Source organism: Rothia sp. HMSC065C12, assembly GCF_001812085.1.
GTDB lineage: Bacteria > Actinomycetota > Actinomycetes > Actinomycetales > Micrococcaceae > Rothia > Rothia mucilaginosa.
The window spans coordinates 24,135-39,835 of record NZ_KV807673.1; the positions used below are offsets into that span (position 1 = coordinate 24,135).

A 15,701-nucleotide genomic window follows, 5' to 3' on the forward strand; every position below is an offset into this window, starting at 1 on the left:
CCCAGTACAATCAATGCAGATATATTTTCACGGTGTTGCTATTTCGCTGTGTTGATTCTTTCGCCGCGCTGCGATGGCCTGCAGTGGTAGCTGGTGATTGTTTGTCTTTGTTCGTAGAGGAAGGTTAAGACCTCCATGTCTCACAGGGCTATTGTTTCTCGACGCGCCGCGCTGTCTTGGTGCGCGGTGTCTTTGGCGACGCTGATGAGCTCTTGCGCGGGTCTTCCTTCGAACGACCGAGTGACTCAGCACAGCAGTGGTCTGGACGTGAAGAGCGTTAATACTTCTCCGGCGCGTGCGCCGGGACCGCTGGCGGGCGCTACCCCCGAGGCGATTATTGAGGGCTTCGTGCGTGCTGGCGTGGATAGTATCGAAAATTATGCTGTGGCGCGTCAGTATTTGAGCTCTTCTTTTGCGGGCCGTTGGAATCCCTACGGTACGACTCGTGTGTACCGTAATACGGTGCAGCCGCGTAGTGATGATAGCGGAAACGCTGAGGGTACGTACCATGTGCGTTTTCAGCAGACTGCGACCGTGAATAGTCAGGGTATTACGAGTACCTTCCCTGAGGCTCAGACTGAGACTCAGGATTTCACCGTGGTCATGGAAGATAACCAGTGGCGTATTAGCTCCTGCCCGGATGGCTTGTGGCTGGATGGCACTGAGTTTGAGCGTGTGTTTAGCCCGTGTCGCCTGTATTTCTACGATCGTGCGTTCCGTTATGCTGTTCCGGATATCCGTTGGTTCCCGCATACGGATCGCTATTTTGAGTTGCTGGTGCGTACTCTGATGATTGGTCCGGCGTCCTATTTGAAGGATGTCGCGTTTTCGGCGTTGAATGAGTCGATGAGCCTTGAGACCGCCAACATGAGCGATAACCAGGATGTTCTGGTTCGCCTTTCGGGCGAGCAGCTGGACGACAACCGTTTGGCGCGCGTGCGTGAGCAGATTATGCACGGCTTGGAGAACTTCTCCGGTCTGGGTAAGACTGAGGTGTTCTATAACGGAACCTTGATTCCGGAGAGCTCACCGAACGGTTTCTCGGTTGTGAAGCTGAACCCGGGTGTTCCTGCCCGCACGGTTGCTATTAACTCGAATGGTCAGATGGTGGCGCGCGATGACTATATGAGTAATGCGGGCGAGCAGCTGCTTCTGCGCGGTGTGAGCCAGTTGAGCTCCCCGGCGATGGGTTATTCTGCGGATGTGTTCGCTTGTTTGGCGAATGATGCTGCGAGCCTGTACACGGTGTACCAGGGTACTGCCCGCCGTGTGTGGCAGAGTACCGCTCTGACTGCCCCTAGTTTTGATGCGTACGGCTGGGTGTGGGCTGCTGACGGTGAGGGCGTTGTACGTGCGTTCAAGCCGGATTCTGAGGACGCGAACGAGCGTGAGCGCGGCGTGGATATTGGTTTGTCCTGGCAGCGTAATTTGATTTTTACGAGCGTGAACGTTTCGCACGATGGTGCGCGCATGGCGATTGTAGCGGCTACTGAGGGCGCGTCGGCGGTGATTATTTCCGGTATTGTGCGTGATGAGGCAGGTAAGCCTCTGCGCTTGACGGAGATGGTGCGTCTGAGCTCTTCTGTGACTCCGCGTAATGCCCGTTGGGCTGGCGACCAGAGCGTCGTGGTGGTGAACGTGAAGAACGGTGAGTCTGAGGTGATTTCCCTCAGCGGTGAAGAGACGAAGCTGGACCGTCTGGATGGTGTGATGAGCATTTCCACCGCAGATAATACGTCGAATATTATTGCCCACCGTTCTGATGGTTCGTGCTATCTGATGGAGGAGCGCGGCTGGATTCGTTTGGATACGACCCTGCACGAGATTAGTTACGCCGGTTAGCCTCGGGTACCGGGTATAGCGCGCGGAAAGGTTGCTTTCGGTGAGTTCAGAACAGCGTGGTTTGAACGGGTCTCTGACCGGGCTCGCTGGCGCTCTCAAGAGTGCCGGTGGGTCTTTGGGCGAGGTGCTGATGCCGCGTACTTGCCCGTGCTGTGCGGTGCCGGTCACTTATGGGGCAGGCTCGCCACTGTGTGAGGCTTGCTTGCCGCAGTTGCGTTCGGCGTTGGCTAAGGTGGAGCGAGTATATGCTCTGCAGCCTCTTGATGGCGCGGCTGCTCCCGAGGTGCGTGCGGCATCCCGTTATGAGGGGATCATGCCGCGTGCCCTGTTGGCGTTGAAGAATGCGGGCCGTACCGACCTGCTGCCCCTGTTGGGAGAGGGTTTGGCGCGTAGCGTGTATGAGCTTCTTCGGGCTCACCGGGAGGGGCTTCAGCCGGAGTCTGCTTCTTCAGTCCCGGTTGAGGTTCTGCTGGTTCCGGCGCCGTCCTCTGCCCAGAGCGTGCGCCGCCGCGGCTATGCGCCGGCAAATCTTTTGGTGCAGGAGGCGGCGCGTCAGCTCAATCGGCGTCTGCCTGCCTCGGTGCGGGTGCGCGCTGTGGACGTTATCGGGTACGTTCCTCGCAACCGGCGGGGGAGCGGCGCCTCCCTATCTTCTCGTGTGGGTGCTTTTCTCCTCGGTGCCTCTGAGACAAAGAATGAGCAGAAGAGTCTGGGCGCTGTGGGTCGTGCCGAGCGGATGCACGGTGCCTTGCGCGTTATGGAGCCTGCCCTGTGCGCGGATCGGATCAGCGTTATTTGTGATGATGTGGTGACCACCGGTGCGACCGCCTCTGAGATGGTGCGTGTGCTACAGGAATCCGGTTCGCGGGTGCTGGGCGTGTGTGCTGTGGCGGCGGTACCGAAAAAGGCTCAGACATAGCGTTTCTTGTAGTTAGTTGCAAGAGATACACGATTTTTGGCGAATAAAGTTCGCAGACGGACGAATAGCTATTATTTGCGCTAAATATTTGTCATATCTAGTGATATGAAACATGTTTCGTACTAAAATATATACAAGGGAACGGCATTGAAGTCGAACCCCCGTACCGGGTCCAACCGGACGCGGTATAAGCCCCCAACCTGGAGGGAATGATCGTGGAAGTCAACATCTACGGCCGCAATATCAAGGTCACCGAACGCCTGGAAGAATACGTGAGCGACAAGGTTCAGAAGTTCGCTCAGCTCGGCGATAACGTGAAGGACATCGACGTCAAGTTCAGCAAGGACGGTCATCTGGGTGGCGAGTCCATCCGCGTTGAGATTACCGTTGTTGGTACCGGTCCTGTCCTCCGTTCCGAAGCCCAGGGTCACGACAAGTTCGCGGTCTTCGATGAAACCTACGGCAAGCTCCTGGAGCGTCTGCGCCGTGCACGTGATCGCCGCAAGCTGCACAAGCGCGGTGGTAAGCACCCCGTCTCCGTGGCGGACGCTACCGGATCGATTCCTGTGGTTACCGAAGCAATTACCGAGATTCTGCTGCCGGATGTTCCGGTGGAAGAAGCAGCATTCGACAACAGCGAGGTCACCCTCGCCGATGAGGCAGCATCTCCCATCGAGATTCGCCACAAGAGCTTCAAGGGTGAGCGTCTGACTCCCGCAGAAGCTGTTGACCGTATGGAACTGGTCGGCCACGACTTCTACCTGTACATTGACAGCGAGACCGGCGCACCGGCTGCGGCATACCGTCGTAAGGGCTGGAGCTACGGCATTATTACTCTGGACAACGAGTAAAAACTAACGTACCTGCTGGATGCTGAGGCGTAAGGCTCTTTAGGGGTCGTACTCAGCGAGTAGGCTCAAGACCCGGGCGGTCTGGGAACACACACCGTGTTTCTCCAGGCCCCCGGGTTTTTCTTTGCCCTCCACACATCTGTTCCTTTAGACGGATGGGTCGGCTCTGCCTCAACCAGAGGGTGAAAGATTCGAGTGTCACCAAATGTCACCTCGTGGGCGCAGAGCGTAAAAAAGAGCTCGGACGGGCGAATTAGGCGGCTCTGCCATACAATATGTAGGAAGGCCTCACCGCGCGCACTTTCGCGCGCCCTTGGTGAGGGTACCGAAACAAGCAAGGAGTAGAAGCTCAGTGGCATCTTTCTTGGAGAAAATCCTCCGAACCGGCGATAAGAGGGTTCTGCGACAGCTCGAAGCGTACACTAAGGCGGTGAACTCGCTCGAGGACAGCTTCGCATCGATGACCGATGAGGAACTGCGAGCAGAGACCGACAAGTTCCGCGAGCGCGTCAAGGACGGCGAATCCCTCGACATTATGCTGCCGGAGGCCTTTGCGGTGGTCCGTGAAGCATCCAAGCGTACCCTGGGCAAGCGCCACTACGACGTGCAGCTCATGGGTGGTGCAGCGCTGCACCTGGGCAACATTGCCGAAATGAAGACCGGTGAGGGTAAGACCCTCGTCGCGACCCTGCCCGCGTACCTGAACGCGCTGAGCGGCAAGGGCGTGCACATTGTGACCGTGAACGACTACCTGGCTGAGTACCAGGCGAACCTCATGGGTCGCGTGTTCCGCTTCCTCGGCATGGAGTGCGGCGTGATTCTGTCATCCATGGAGCCTGACGAGCGTCGTAAGCAGTACGCCGCAGACATCACTTACGGTACGAACAACGAGTTCGGCTTCGACTACCTGCGTGACAACATGGCGTGGACCGTGGAGGAGCAGGTTCAGCGCGGCCACAACTTCGCCATTATCGATGAGGTGGACTCCATCCTGATTGATGAGGCGCGTACCCCTCTGATCATTTCCGGCCCCGCAGCGGGTGAGGCGAACCGCTGGTATGCAGAGTTCGCGCGCATTGCCGCGACCCTGCTCAAGCGCGGTGAAGACTACGAAGTAGACGAGAAGAAGCGCACCGTCGGTATCCTCGAATCCGGCATTGACAAGGTGGAAGACCACCTGGGTGTGAAGAACCTCTACGAATCCAAGAACACCCCGCTCATTGGCTTCCTGAACAACTCCATCAAGGCAAAGGAGCTGTTCACCAACAACAAGGACTACGTGGTCATTGACGGCGAAGTCCTGATTGTTGATGAGCACACCGGTCGTATTCTGCCGGGCCGCCGCTACAACGACGGCATTCACCAGGCGATTGAGGCGAAGGAAGGCGTCGAAATCAAGCCTGAGAACCAGACTATGGCGACCGTGACTCTGCAGAACTACTTCCGCATGTACGACAAGCTCTCCGGTATGACCGGTACCGCGGAAACCGAAGCGGCAGAGTTCATGAACACCTACGAGCTCGGCGTGGTGCCCATCCCCACCAACAAGGGTGTGCAGCGCATCGACAACCCCGATAAGGTGTACCGCGACGAAATCGCCAAGTTCAAGGCGGTCGTCAAGGACATTAAGGAACGCCACGAAAAGGGCCAGCCGATCCTGGTGGGTACCGCAAGCGTGGAGAACTCCGAGTACCTTTCCCGCCAGCTGGCGAAGGAAGGCGTGCGCCACGAGGTGCTGAACGCAAAGAACAATGAGCGTGAGGCAGCTATCGTCGCACAGGCGGGCCGTAAGGGCGCCGTCACCGTGGCAACCAACATGGCTGGTCGCGGTACCGACATTATGCTCGGCGGCAACCCCGAATTTGAGGCCGTCGAGAAGATGCGTGAGCTCGGCCTGGACCCGAACACCAACTCCGAGGCGTACGAGGCACGCTGGCCCGAGGTCCTGAAAGAATGCGAGGACGCCGCAGCTGAAGAGCACGAGGAAGTCACCAAGCTTGGTGGCCTGTACGTGCTCGGCACTGAGCGTCACGAGTCCCGCCGTATCGACAACCAGCTGCGCGGTCGTTCCGGCCGTCAGGGTGACCCGGGTGAGTCCCGCTTCTACCTGTCGCTGACCGACGAACTGATGCGCCTGTTCAACACCGGCATGGCAACCCGCCTCATGGCGGCAGCCCCCGAGGACTCCGCACTGGACTCCAAGATCGTCAGCCGCGCTATCGCTACCGCCCAGTCAAACGTTGAAGGCCGTAACGCTGAACAGCGTAAGAACGTGCTCAAGTATGACGACGTGCTCAACCGCCAGCGTGAAGCGATCTACAAGGACCGCGGCCGCATCCTGCACGGTGACGACCTGAAGGAACAGATTTCCGGCTTCGTGGACGAGGTGCTGACCACCATCATCGACGCGCGCGTCGCTGAAGGCCACGCCGAGGACTGGGACTTCGACGAGCTCTGGAGCGCCCTCAAGCAGGTGTACCCCATCTCCATCACCGTGGACGACCTCGCTGAAGACGCTGGCGACCGCACCAAGATTACTCGCGACCAGATCGTGAAGGAAGTTTTGGCGGACGCACACCTCATCTACGATGAGCGTGAAAAGAGCGTCGGCGAAGAGAGCATGCGCGAAATCGAACGCCGTGTCATGCTGTCCGTCATCGGCGAGCGCTGGCCCGAGCACCTGTACGAGATGGAATACCTCAAGGAAGGTATCGGTCTGCGTGCGATGGCTCAGCGTGACCCGCTGGTCGAGTACCAGCGTGAAGGCTACGACATGTACCAGTCGATGCTCGGCGCGATCCGTGAAGAGACCGTGACCTACCTGTTCAACCTGGACCTGTCCAAGCAGCGCACTCAGGCTTCTGCCGTGCGCCTGGCTGAGCCTTCGCGTCCGAAGTTCCTGCAGTACTCCGCCCCGGATGAGGACGGCCACGAGCAGGTTCACGTGGAACGCTCGAAGGACAAGTAGCCTCAGCGTAAAAGCTGAAATGCTATAGATCTAGCAGAGAGGGTGCGAATCCAACACTGGATTCGCACCCTCTCTGTTTGTCTGTGTGTTTTGTAGGGGAAGCCGGGGAAGCCTTAGTCTTCGTCCAAGCGGCTCTGCGGCTGCTCAATCGCGGTAATCAGCCACATGCCGTGAATCAGGCGCATCTGCATGGTCACCACACGCACCTTATCCGCACAACGCAGCAGCGCCACCACCTCGTAGAGCTCCTCGTGCACCTTCTGCGCTCGCACCCGCAGCAGAACCGGAGGAAGAGTCAACAGCATCTCTTGGCGCACCTGACGCGGGTTCTTCGGGAAGAAGGGCAACAGACGGTGGAAACAATCCGCTGACACCCACTGCGCCAGCTGCTGACGCGAACGACGAGCCGACATAATCTCCAGGTAAGCAATAGCCACACCCGCGCAACGGCCCTCCAGCTGGCGAGCTAGCGCATCCGCCGGACGCAGCGGGCGGCCCCTCTTCACTACCTTCGGGCGCTGAGCCGAATGCTGCTCATAACGCGGCAGAGGAAGCAGCGAATAAACCGAGGGGCTGTTGCGCCTCTGCACCAGAGTCATCGTGCCCTGCCCCTGCTCGGGGAGCGGAGCCACCTGCTTGGCAGCCACCGGCTGAGTCACCGGCTGGGATGGGTACGTCGCCTGACGCTTCGAGTACGGGCTGGCAGGCTGGTTGTCGCGGGAGGCAGGCTGATGCGGCGGGGTCCACGGGGAACGGGGGAGAAGGTTGGAGAAGCTCATGACGGCTCCTTTCGGTGCAGAGGCTTTCGGTGCAGGGGTATGTGAGGTGAGTCGAGCGAACGAAAGACTGTTGGGATGAGGTGGAATGGGGTGGAAGACGCGGGTGAGGTTAGTGAACGGGCTGTTCGGGAATCTGCAGAACCTGCCCCTCGTAGAGCAGCTCGGCGTTCTGACCCAGAGCGTCCTTGTTCGCCTCGTAAATGTCGAGGGTGTAGTCGTAAATGGTGGAGGCGTCGGTGCCTTCGCCCAGCTGGTCGGCGGCAATCGACCAGAGCGTATCGCCCGCCTGGACCGTGTAGGAGTAGGTGCCCGCCTCGGTGCGGGGAGGAGAAAAGAAGGGACTACGGTCCTGCAGGGAGCCTGCCGCCTCCGAAGGCTCGGGAGCCAGGGGAATATTGGGAACCTCAGCAGAAAGGGTCAGGGGAGTAGCGGACTGATTCGGGGCGGTATCGGAGAGAACCGCATCTGAGCTGGCGTCTGCCGCCGCGGTAATCGATGAATCTGCTGCCATAACTGCTGAAATGGTTGTCTGCGGTATGCCCTCCGCGCCGTTCAGCCCGGCGTTGCTGGGCGTAGCCACCGTAGCCTGCGCGGGAGCCAGAACCGCCCCCACTCCGAGCGCTGTGCCGCCGAGCGTCAGAACGATGCGGCGCATAAAACGCGGACGGAAAATCGCCGGAACCTGCAGCACAGCGCGGTCAGCGTTGCGGCTCGAAACTCGCAGGGAACGAGCGTAGAAGAGCGCGCAGATAAAGCTGACGAACCACCAAGCGGTAATGAGGATTGCTACCGCGCCAGCGCAGAGCAACGAAGCATCTGCCAGCGGGTGTGCCGAGGGGATGCGGTGCAGATTCACGCTCAACGCACCCAAGACCGCGGCGGAAAGTAGGGGAGGGGCGATAAAGAGCAGAGCATCCTGGTAGCTAGCTTTGGTGCTGGTTTCGTGACCTGCGTCAGCGCCGGATGCCAGAGGAGCAACGGATGCAAGGGGATGCGAAGCGAAGGCTGCGGGCGCCTGACCCGGCGTGGAAAGATGGTCCACGATGACCTCCAAATGGTGTGTTTGATGTGTTTTGGTGTTGCTTCATTTATACAGGAAGTCACGCTAAAAATGAAGCAAAAAGCATTAAAATGCATGAAAAACATGTAATTTGGTGGAATTTGGCACAAAAATCAGGTTTGAGAATCATTATCTGACCAGAAAATGCCCCGGTTCGTATCCACCCCCATCCTCAGGTAGGGTCATAGCATGAGCATGGAAAAGTTCCTACGAGACATTGAGGCGCGCCTCGCCTCCGAACGCGCCTGGGATATGGAACAGGATGCCCGCCAAGTCGCCCGCGTCCAGTACTCCACCATCACCCTCGACGACCGCCTCCTCGCGCAGGTCGGCGGGCCCATTCGCATCTGCGCCACCGACATGCAAACCTACGAAGGCAAGCTCGAAATGGTCGGCGAAGAATGGGTCAGCATCGAAGCGCGCGGCGAGAACATCATCATCCCCCTGCGCGGAATGCTCTGGTGGGAAGGCGGCATCGCCCCCGGGCGCGCTGATATTCGCCCCGAACGCTACCGCATGAAAATTCAGCTCGCCCTCCGCTCCCTCGCCATGGCACGCGAACCCGTCCGCCTCTCCCTCGAAGGTGGCACCGTCAGCTACGACGGCGTGATCGAGCGAGTCGGCGCCGACTTCCTCGAACTGCGCCTGCTCAATGGCGGCCAGTACCCGCGTATCTACGAACGCGACCAGTACGCGCGTGCAGCCTACGGTGCGCAGGGAACCTACGGCGCGCAGGGAGCCTACGGGCAGGCTGGTTACGGTCAGGGCGCCTCCGGCTACTCCCGCGCACCTCGCGGCGCCGGCGTGCGCACCATTCCGCTGGCTCGTATTAGCGCAGTCATCGCCCGTATTTCACGCTAAAAGCATGGGGAAATAGCGGGCGCTACCATTCGTGGGTACGCTCGCAAAAAATGCTTCGACAATTATAAATACCCGCATAGAAGCAACAATAAACACAAAAAGGTCCGCCCCTCTTCATTGAAATCTCAACGAGAGGAGCGGACCTTTCTGAAACCACTCGAGCGTTACGCCCGCGAGGTGCATGTCGAATACTACTCAGCCTTAGCCTTTGCAGTGAGCTTGCCGGAAGCAATTGCCTCCAGAGTCTGCTCGTGGCGCTCGGTAATGTACTCTTCAAAACGAGAGCGTTCAATACGCCACTGGTTACGCCCACCAATCTGGATGGCGGGAAGTTCGCCGCTACGCACCAGAGCACGTACCTGCGAAAGCGAAACCTGCAGCTCCTCGGCGACGTCGCTCAGAGTGAGGAAACGAGGTGCAGTCATCGAATTGGATCCTTTCCGTGAGTGAAATCCTGGGCCCCTAGCTACCGTTAGTAGCCTTTTACATAGAGTCCATACAGAACATCTATTGAGTACTTTCAGTATATGCCATCACCGTGAAATTTGCTCGCAAAAAGCCTTATATGAGCTGAAAAGTTATCTAATCGCCCCTTCAAAAGGGACGAAACCCAAAAATATTTCATAAACACGGCTCTTGTTGAGAGCGAGTACTAAATGAAATATGCTGTTAGGGTTAGTGCCAGAATCCAGTCAAAGTACTAACGAACACACGCCACTCGCTCATCGGTCAGTTGAACAACACCCGGAATCACCGCCGGCTTCCGCACCGAAAGGCACAATCACATCATGCGCATACGACAGAACGCGACGAAGCGTTCCACCCTCACCGAGCCCCACGCCAAACGCCTCAAAAGGCCCACCGTCAAAGACTGGCGATTCATTCTCGGTGTACTACTCGTGCTCGCCTCCATCACCGGCGTGCAGCTCTACGTGCAGGCAAATAACAGCAAAACCGAGTACTACACCGCCAAAAGCGAAATCCGCCTCGGCGAAAAAATCACCGAAGACAAACTAGCCCGAATCGAAGCGAACATCGACTCCGCCAAAGACAAGTACTTCACCCGCGCCGATGCCGCACAGATGAACGGCAAAATCGCGATTCAGCGCATCCCCGCCGGCAACCTCATCAGCAAAGAATCCGTAGGCACCGAAACCTCCCCGGGACGCCGCCTCGCCACCGTCAGCATTGACCGCACCGCCGCCTCCGCGCTGAAGGCAGGCGAGCGCGTAGACGTGTGGACCTCCGGCCCGCGCAACCCCGACACCAAGAGCGATAACCGCACTGAAAACGGCGCCCGCGCCATCGTCACCAACGCTGAAATCGTTGCTGTAACGGTCGACGAAGGCGTGCTTGGCGCCAACGGCAAGGCAACCGTGCAGCTGTGGGTCAAGGAAGAAGCCCTCGCCGCCCTCGTCAAGGAAAGCAACAGCGACTCCAAGATCAGCCTCATCCCCGGCACCTATGGGGAGGGTCAGTGAACATCCCCGTCATCCTCTACGGCGATGACGGCTCGCTCCTGAACCGCATCGAATCCCAACGCGGCCGCGTCTCCGTGGCGCGCACCGTGCAGGACTTCAGCGAAGCCGTCGGAATGGCGCACACCGGCATTGCCCGCGTGCTGCTCTGTGCCCACGTGCCCGCCGAAATAAGCGCCTCCACCGTGGATGCGCTCGCCGCCTCTGAAGTGCTCCTGGCGATTATCGCCCCGGACAACCTGCCGCTGCCCACGCAGGCGCACCGAATCCGCCCCGAAGCTGCTCTCGAAGAGATTCTGGGCTCGCTCGAACAGGCTGTGGATGCGGCGCTCGCCCGACCCACCGCAGGCTACGGCATTCCCGCGCAGATGCCGGCTCAGCAGCCCGTTCAGCCTGTTGTGCACCACCCGGAGGCCGCCTACGGTCAGGACGCTGGTTACGGCTACGATGCAGGCTACGGCTACGACAGTGGATACGGCGGCTACGGTTACGATAACGGAGCTGCTGGCCATGGGTCGGGCGGCTACGGCTACGACCCCGCCGCGGGTACTGCCGTAAACGCTGGCGCACCCTACGGTGCCGACTACGGAAGCTACGGAATCGACCCCGCGGTGCCCGCTGGAAACGCGCCCGGCGCACCCAGTGCATCCGGCGCGCATGACCCGGCGGAAGCCTCCTCCGTTGTGCCCAGCAACGAGGAATCCGTGCTCAGCCAGGCCGCCGCCATCGTCGACTCTTTCGCACCCGGCAGCGACTACGCCCTGCATGTGCAGAACGAGAGCAACGACGGCCCCCTGCCGCAACACCCGGACATTAACCAGGACCCCGCCGCGCCCTCCCGCTACCAGCCCGGCCACCGCCTCGGCAAAATCGTGACCGTTTGGGGCACTCACGGTGCGCCCGGTCGAAGCACTATTGCCTTCAACCTCGCCGCCCTCGCGGCGCAGCAGGGTCAGCAGGTCTGCCTCATCGACGCAGACACCTACGCGCCCAGCCTGGATGCGCTCATGGCGCTCGAGGATACCGGCTCCGGCCTGGCAATTCTCTGCTCGGACGCCGACCGTGCCCAGCTTGACGAGAAAAAGGCGGGTGCCATCATGGAGCGCGTGCCCCTCAAAAACGGCACCTTCGACTTCTTGAGCGGCATCACCTCCTCCTCGCGTTGGCCCGAGGTGCGTGCCCGCGCCTTCTCCGAGGTGCTCGAATGGCTCAAACACCGTTACGACCTGGTCATCTGCGATGTTGCCGCCCCCATTGAGGTCGATGAGGAACTGACCTTTGACGGCCCGGCACCGCGCCGTAACGCCGCGACCCTCACCGCGCTCGCCTGTGCCGATCGCGTGATTGCGCTGGGCGAAGCGGACGTCATCGGTCTGCCGCGCCTGATTAACCTCGCCCGCGAGGTGCAGTCGCGCCCGGATCTTTTCGCCCCAGAAACGGATGTGCAGTACTGGCTCAATCGTAGCCGCCGCGAAGCCGCCGGATTCAATCCCGAGGCTAAGATGAGCGATAACTGGGCGCGCTACCTGTCGGTTCCGCTCACCGGCGTGATCCCGTACGAGCGTAAGGTCATGGACCGGTTGCGCCGCAACGGTGAAGCGCTGCTGGAGGTCGCACCCCGCCACGCGGTCGTGCAGTCCCTGGAGGCGATGCTCGAGGGTATGTACGCGGTACGCCCCGGCGCGTAGGCCCGTCAGCTATAACTAGCGCTTGCTAAAAAGCCCGGCTTATCGGTATTCCTCTCAGAACATGGGAGCGCCGATACGCCGGGTTTTTGCGCCTTCACACGGGGGTCGAAACGGGGGAGTAGTGCGAATGCCTCACTGTACAACTGAGGGGTGCATCTCATTGCGCTGCGTCATATATGCGATTAAAAAGCGCGCTCCAAGAAATGCTCTGTAAACTATTCCACGTATTGTCGTTTGAATGGGATTTGCGGCGAACAAACCGTAAAATGGTTGAACACACCCGAACTTAGGGAAGCACACAAACATATGTCTTTTGCAGAAGGAATTATGAGCGCCTGCGACTTCGGTCCCGGCGACACTGAACGCGTTCACCTCATCATGGGCGAATGGCAGGTCATCTCTGACATTGCCCAGAGTGACCTGGTTCTATGGTTCCCCACCGACTACGTTGTTGCCGACGGCAGCTCCCCGGACGCCGTATCCGGTCCCAGCGTAACCAGTACTTTCCGTGCCTTCGCGCACGTGCGCCCCTCCAATGTCCGAACCCTCTTCCACCACGACATCATTGACCACGACATGGAAGACGGAATCCGCGACGAAGCATACCGCGTCTGGATTGACCAGAACATCAGCACCTACACCGACGAAGGAAGCGGTGAGGGCGTTGGTGCCCGCCCGCGCGTACACGTAACCTTCGTGCCTATCGTGCGCAACAACCGCACCATTGCGTTGCTGACCAGCCACAAGATTGCCACACCCAGTGGCTACCCCTCCATCAGCGACGAGGTCTACGAATATACTGCTGACACCATGCTCTCCATGGTGCACTCCGGCCTGTGGCCCGACCCCCTCGCCCAGGGAAATAACACCCAGGGCAACCCCCGCGTGATCGACGGCATTATTGTGCTTGACCCCGCCGGCCGCGTGGTGGTTGCCTCCCCGAATGCGAACTCCATGTACAACCGCATGGGCATGACCGGCTACCTCGAAAAGCGAAACCTTGCCGATGTCACCCGTGCGATGCTTCCTGCCGGTGAGCAGGCGGATGAAACTCTGCAGTTGGTCCTTGCCGGACGCAGCGACCTGCGCACCGAATTGGTTATTGCTCGTGCCCGTGTGACCATGCGATCCATCCCGCTGCTGGCACAGAGGCGTGCTCACATCGAGCGTGAGGGCGCCGTGATCCTTTGCCGTGACGTGACCGAGTTGCGCCGCCGCGAACTGGAACTTATGACCAAGGACGCGACCATCCGCGAAATTCACCACCGCGTGAAGAACAACCTGCAGACCGTGTCCGCTCTGCTACGCCTGCAGTCGCGCCGTATGACCACTGATGAGGCACGTCAGGGCCTGGAGCAGGCGATGCGCCGCGTGGCAACGATTGCTACCGTGCACGAGGCGCTTTCGCAGGGCCTGACTCAGAACGTCGACTTTGATGAGCTGATTGAGCGTCAGTTCCACCTTGCCGCTGAGCTCGCTTCCCCCGGTCAGCACGTGTCTACCAAGCTGATTGGCTCCTTTGGGTCTTTGCCGAGCCAGTTTGCTACCCCTCTGGCACTGGTTATCAACGAGGTTGTCGCGAACGCTGTGGAGCACGGCCTGGATGGTGAGACCGGCACCGTGACCCTCGAGGGTATTCGCGGCACCAACGATGAGGGTGAGAACATCCTCACCGTCGTGATTACCGATGACGGTAAGGGCATGGGTGATAAGAAGATCGAAGAGTCCGGCCCGAACGCCTACCGTCCGGTGACCGGTAAGGAAGGCCTGGGCATGCAGATTGTGCGTACCCTGGTGGCGAGCGAGCTGAACGGCTCGATTCGCTGGGAGGCTAATGAACCGAAGGGCACCCGCGTGGTGATTACCGCGGTGCTCGTCTAACCCCCTTCTCGTATGACATATAGAACTGCCGCCGCCCCGAGTACGGGGTGGCGGCAGTTTGCTGTCTAGATAGGTTCTGTATATGGCAAAAGCGTGGTGCAGCGACATAAAGTCACTGCACCACGCTTTTGATGCCCTATTGAATACTCCGGAAGTTAGGATGCACGGCGGGCACGAGCTGCGCGACGCTTCATCGCACGACGCTCGTCTTCACTGGTGCCACCCCATACGCCGGAGTCCTGGCCGGTCTCGATGGCCCACTTCAGGCAGACGTCTACAACCTCGCAAGAGCGGCAGACAGTCTTAGCCTCTTCAATTTGCAACAGGGCAGGTCCGGTGTTTCCTACGGGGAAGAACAGCTCCGGATCCTTGTCCAAACAAGCTGCACGACTACGCCAATCCACGGTGGACCTCCTTCATGATTTACGGTCTCACGCGGTGGCAAGACACATCTATTTTCCTGTGCGCGTGTCAAATACATCCGCTGATGGGACGCTCACCCAGCGTTAGGGTGAAAATTGACTTATCAACTTTCGCATGTTGGAGCGGATGTGACAAGTACTTTTCTCTAAAAACTTCAGTATTACACTGAGGCATCTATCACTTAGGCAAACCTTTGTCTAATTGAGAGGGTGGGGAATCGCATGCTGACACACATAGTCTGCACCCCGTCTCATGGGCGAGACGTGGGCGGTTGGGTGAGCGGCACCTCAGGCATAATATAAAGCGGTACCTACCCCTGAAATACCGCACCGAAGACGAGGCGGTGAACCCGAGGCGAACCCGAGGCAGGGGAGCGCCCACCCGCTAACGCACCAGCATATCGACCAACACATTGGACCAAATACACCCCGGTCTGCCGCCGACACTACCCATGAGGAGCCCACCGTGCCGTCACGCCCGTTCAACGTCATCTATGCATTCGCCCTGACCGAAACCTTCGCGGCATACATCCTGATTCGCGGCATCCTCTACCCCTTTATCATCAGCGGAATGTCTACCGCCCAAGCGATTGTGGGCGGTGTGCTCCAGGCACTCATTGCCGCTGGCATGACCTACTTTGGTCTGCGTTTCTACCGCGGCCGCTTCGGATCGCGCCTGCCCATGATCCTGATTACCCTCTGCGCCCTGTGGGTCACCGCAAGTACCCTCGTTATGAACGTGAGTGCTTACGGCCTGAACATTGGCCAGGTCATCACGATTGCGGGTGTTATTGGCGCGGCGGTTGCCTTCGTCTTTGTGCTCATGCCCAGTAGCCGCCGCTATATTGAGGCGGTCACCGAGGCATCGGGCGAAGAAGCAGAGAAGTACAGCCGCCGACGCCGCTAAACCCCTAGCGCCGCTAACCCCTAGACGGCTTGGCTCTAGAGTGCT

13 protein-coding genes are annotated in these 15,701 nt (G+C 59.3%); 9 read left to right on the forward strand and 4 right to left on the reverse strand.

Features of this window, described 5'->3' with window-relative positions:
* Window positions 1-135: 135 nt before the first annotated feature.
* The 4 genes from HMPREF2836_RS02510 to secA all read left to right on the forward strand — a co-directional run bounded on the left by HMPREF2836_RS02510 (window position 136) and on the right by secA (window position 6,580).
* A complete protein-coding gene (locus tag HMPREF2836_RS02510; RefSeq protein WP_005508567.1) occupies window positions 136-1,842 on the forward strand; it encodes an LpqB family beta-propeller domain-containing protein in 1,707 nt (568 codons plus the stop codon).
* Between the two features lie 40 nt (window positions 1,843-1,882).
* Window positions 1,883-2,761: a ComF family protein gene (locus HMPREF2836_RS02515; RefSeq protein ID WP_246822803.1), complete on the forward strand. Its 879-nt coding sequence runs from the start codon at window positions 1,883-1,885 to the stop codon at window positions 2,759-2,761.
* Between the two features lie 209 nt (window positions 2,762-2,970).
* Entirely contained in the window at window positions 2,971-3,612 is a 642-nt protein-coding gene (gene hpf, locus HMPREF2836_RS02520; protein WP_230457231.1) for a ribosome hibernation-promoting factor, HPF/YfiA family, read from the forward strand.
* Between the two features lie 352 nt (window positions 3,613-3,964).
* On the forward strand, window positions 3,965-6,580 hold the full coding sequence (secA, locus tag HMPREF2836_RS02525) for a preprotein translocase subunit SecA (RefSeq protein WP_070629376.1): 2,616 nt from the start codon (window positions 3,965-3,967) through the stop codon (window positions 6,578-6,580).
* Between the two features lie 113 nt (window positions 6,581-6,693).
* On the opposite strand, the gene HMPREF2836_RS02530 is transcribed toward secA, so the two are convergent.
* Together HMPREF2836_RS02530 and HMPREF2836_RS02535 are read right to left on the reverse strand one after the other, a co-directional pair.
* Window positions 6,694-7,359, reverse strand: a complete 666-nt coding sequence (locus HMPREF2836_RS02530; protein WP_070615031.1) for an Rv3235 family protein — start codon at window positions 7,357-7,359, stop codon at window positions 6,694-6,696.
* Window positions 7,360-7,468: 109 nt separating this feature from the next.
* Window positions 7,469-8,401, reverse strand: a complete 933-nt coding sequence (locus HMPREF2836_RS02535; protein ID WP_070615030.1) for a LysM peptidoglycan-binding domain-containing protein — start codon at window positions 8,399-8,401, stop codon at window positions 7,469-7,471.
* A gap of 207 nt (window positions 8,402-8,608) precedes the next feature.
* On the opposite strand from HMPREF2836_RS02535, the gene HMPREF2836_RS02540 reads away from it, so the two are divergent.
* Window positions 8,609-9,280 carry a histidine kinase gene (locus tag HMPREF2836_RS02540; RefSeq protein ID WP_070615028.1) on the forward strand — a complete coding sequence of 224 codons (672 nt, stop codon included), beginning with the start codon at window positions 8,609-8,611 and terminating at the stop codon, window positions 9,278-9,280.
* 191 nt (window positions 9,281-9,471) lie between these two features.
* Here the strand turns inward: HMPREF2836_RS02540 and HMPREF2836_RS02545 are convergent, their stop codons facing one another.
* A complete protein-coding gene (locus HMPREF2836_RS02545; RefSeq protein WP_044150292.1) occupies window positions 9,472-9,705 on the reverse strand; it encodes a helix-turn-helix domain-containing protein in 234 nt (77 codons plus the stop codon).
* Window positions 9,706-10,068: 363 nt separating this feature from the next.
* Between HMPREF2836_RS02545 and HMPREF2836_RS02550 the strand changes: the two genes are divergently transcribed.
* The 3 genes from HMPREF2836_RS02550 to HMPREF2836_RS02560 all read left to right on the forward strand — a co-directional run bounded on the left by HMPREF2836_RS02550 (window position 10,069) and on the right by HMPREF2836_RS02560 (window position 14,327).
* Window positions 10,069-10,761 (forward strand): SAF domain-containing protein, encoded by a 693-nt coding sequence (locus HMPREF2836_RS02550; protein ID WP_070629377.1) that lies wholly within the window; start codon window positions 10,069-10,071, stop codon window positions 10,759-10,761.
* The gene (locus HMPREF2836_RS02555) at window positions 10,758-12,446 is read left to right on the forward strand and encodes a P-loop NTPase (protein ID WP_070629378.1); all 1,689 of its coding nucleotides are present in this window, start codon (window positions 10,758-10,760) and stop codon (window positions 12,444-12,446) included. Before HMPREF2836_RS02550 ends, HMPREF2836_RS02555 begins: the two co-directional genes overlap by 4 nt.
* Before the next feature lie 306 nt (window positions 12,447-12,752).
* On the forward strand, window positions 12,753-14,327 hold the full coding sequence (locus HMPREF2836_RS02560; RefSeq protein ID WP_070615023.1) for a sensor histidine kinase: 1,575 nt from the start codon (window positions 12,753-12,755) through the stop codon (window positions 14,325-14,327).
* A gap of 155 nt (window positions 14,328-14,482) precedes the next feature.
* On the opposite strand, the gene HMPREF2836_RS02565 is transcribed toward HMPREF2836_RS02560, so the two are convergent.
* The gene (locus HMPREF2836_RS02565) at window positions 14,483-14,731 is read right to left on the reverse strand and encodes a WhiB family transcriptional regulator (RefSeq protein ID WP_005505386.1); all 249 of its coding nucleotides are present in this window, start codon (window positions 14,729-14,731) and stop codon (window positions 14,483-14,485) included.
* 484 nt (window positions 14,732-15,215) lie between these two features.
* Between HMPREF2836_RS02565 and HMPREF2836_RS02570 the strand changes: the two genes are divergently transcribed.
* A complete protein-coding gene (locus HMPREF2836_RS02570) occupies window positions 15,216-15,656 on the forward strand; it encodes an alpha-N-acetylglucosamine transferase (RefSeq protein ID WP_070629379.1) in 441 nt (146 codons plus the stop codon).
* Window positions 15,657-15,701 lie beyond the last annotated feature (45 nt).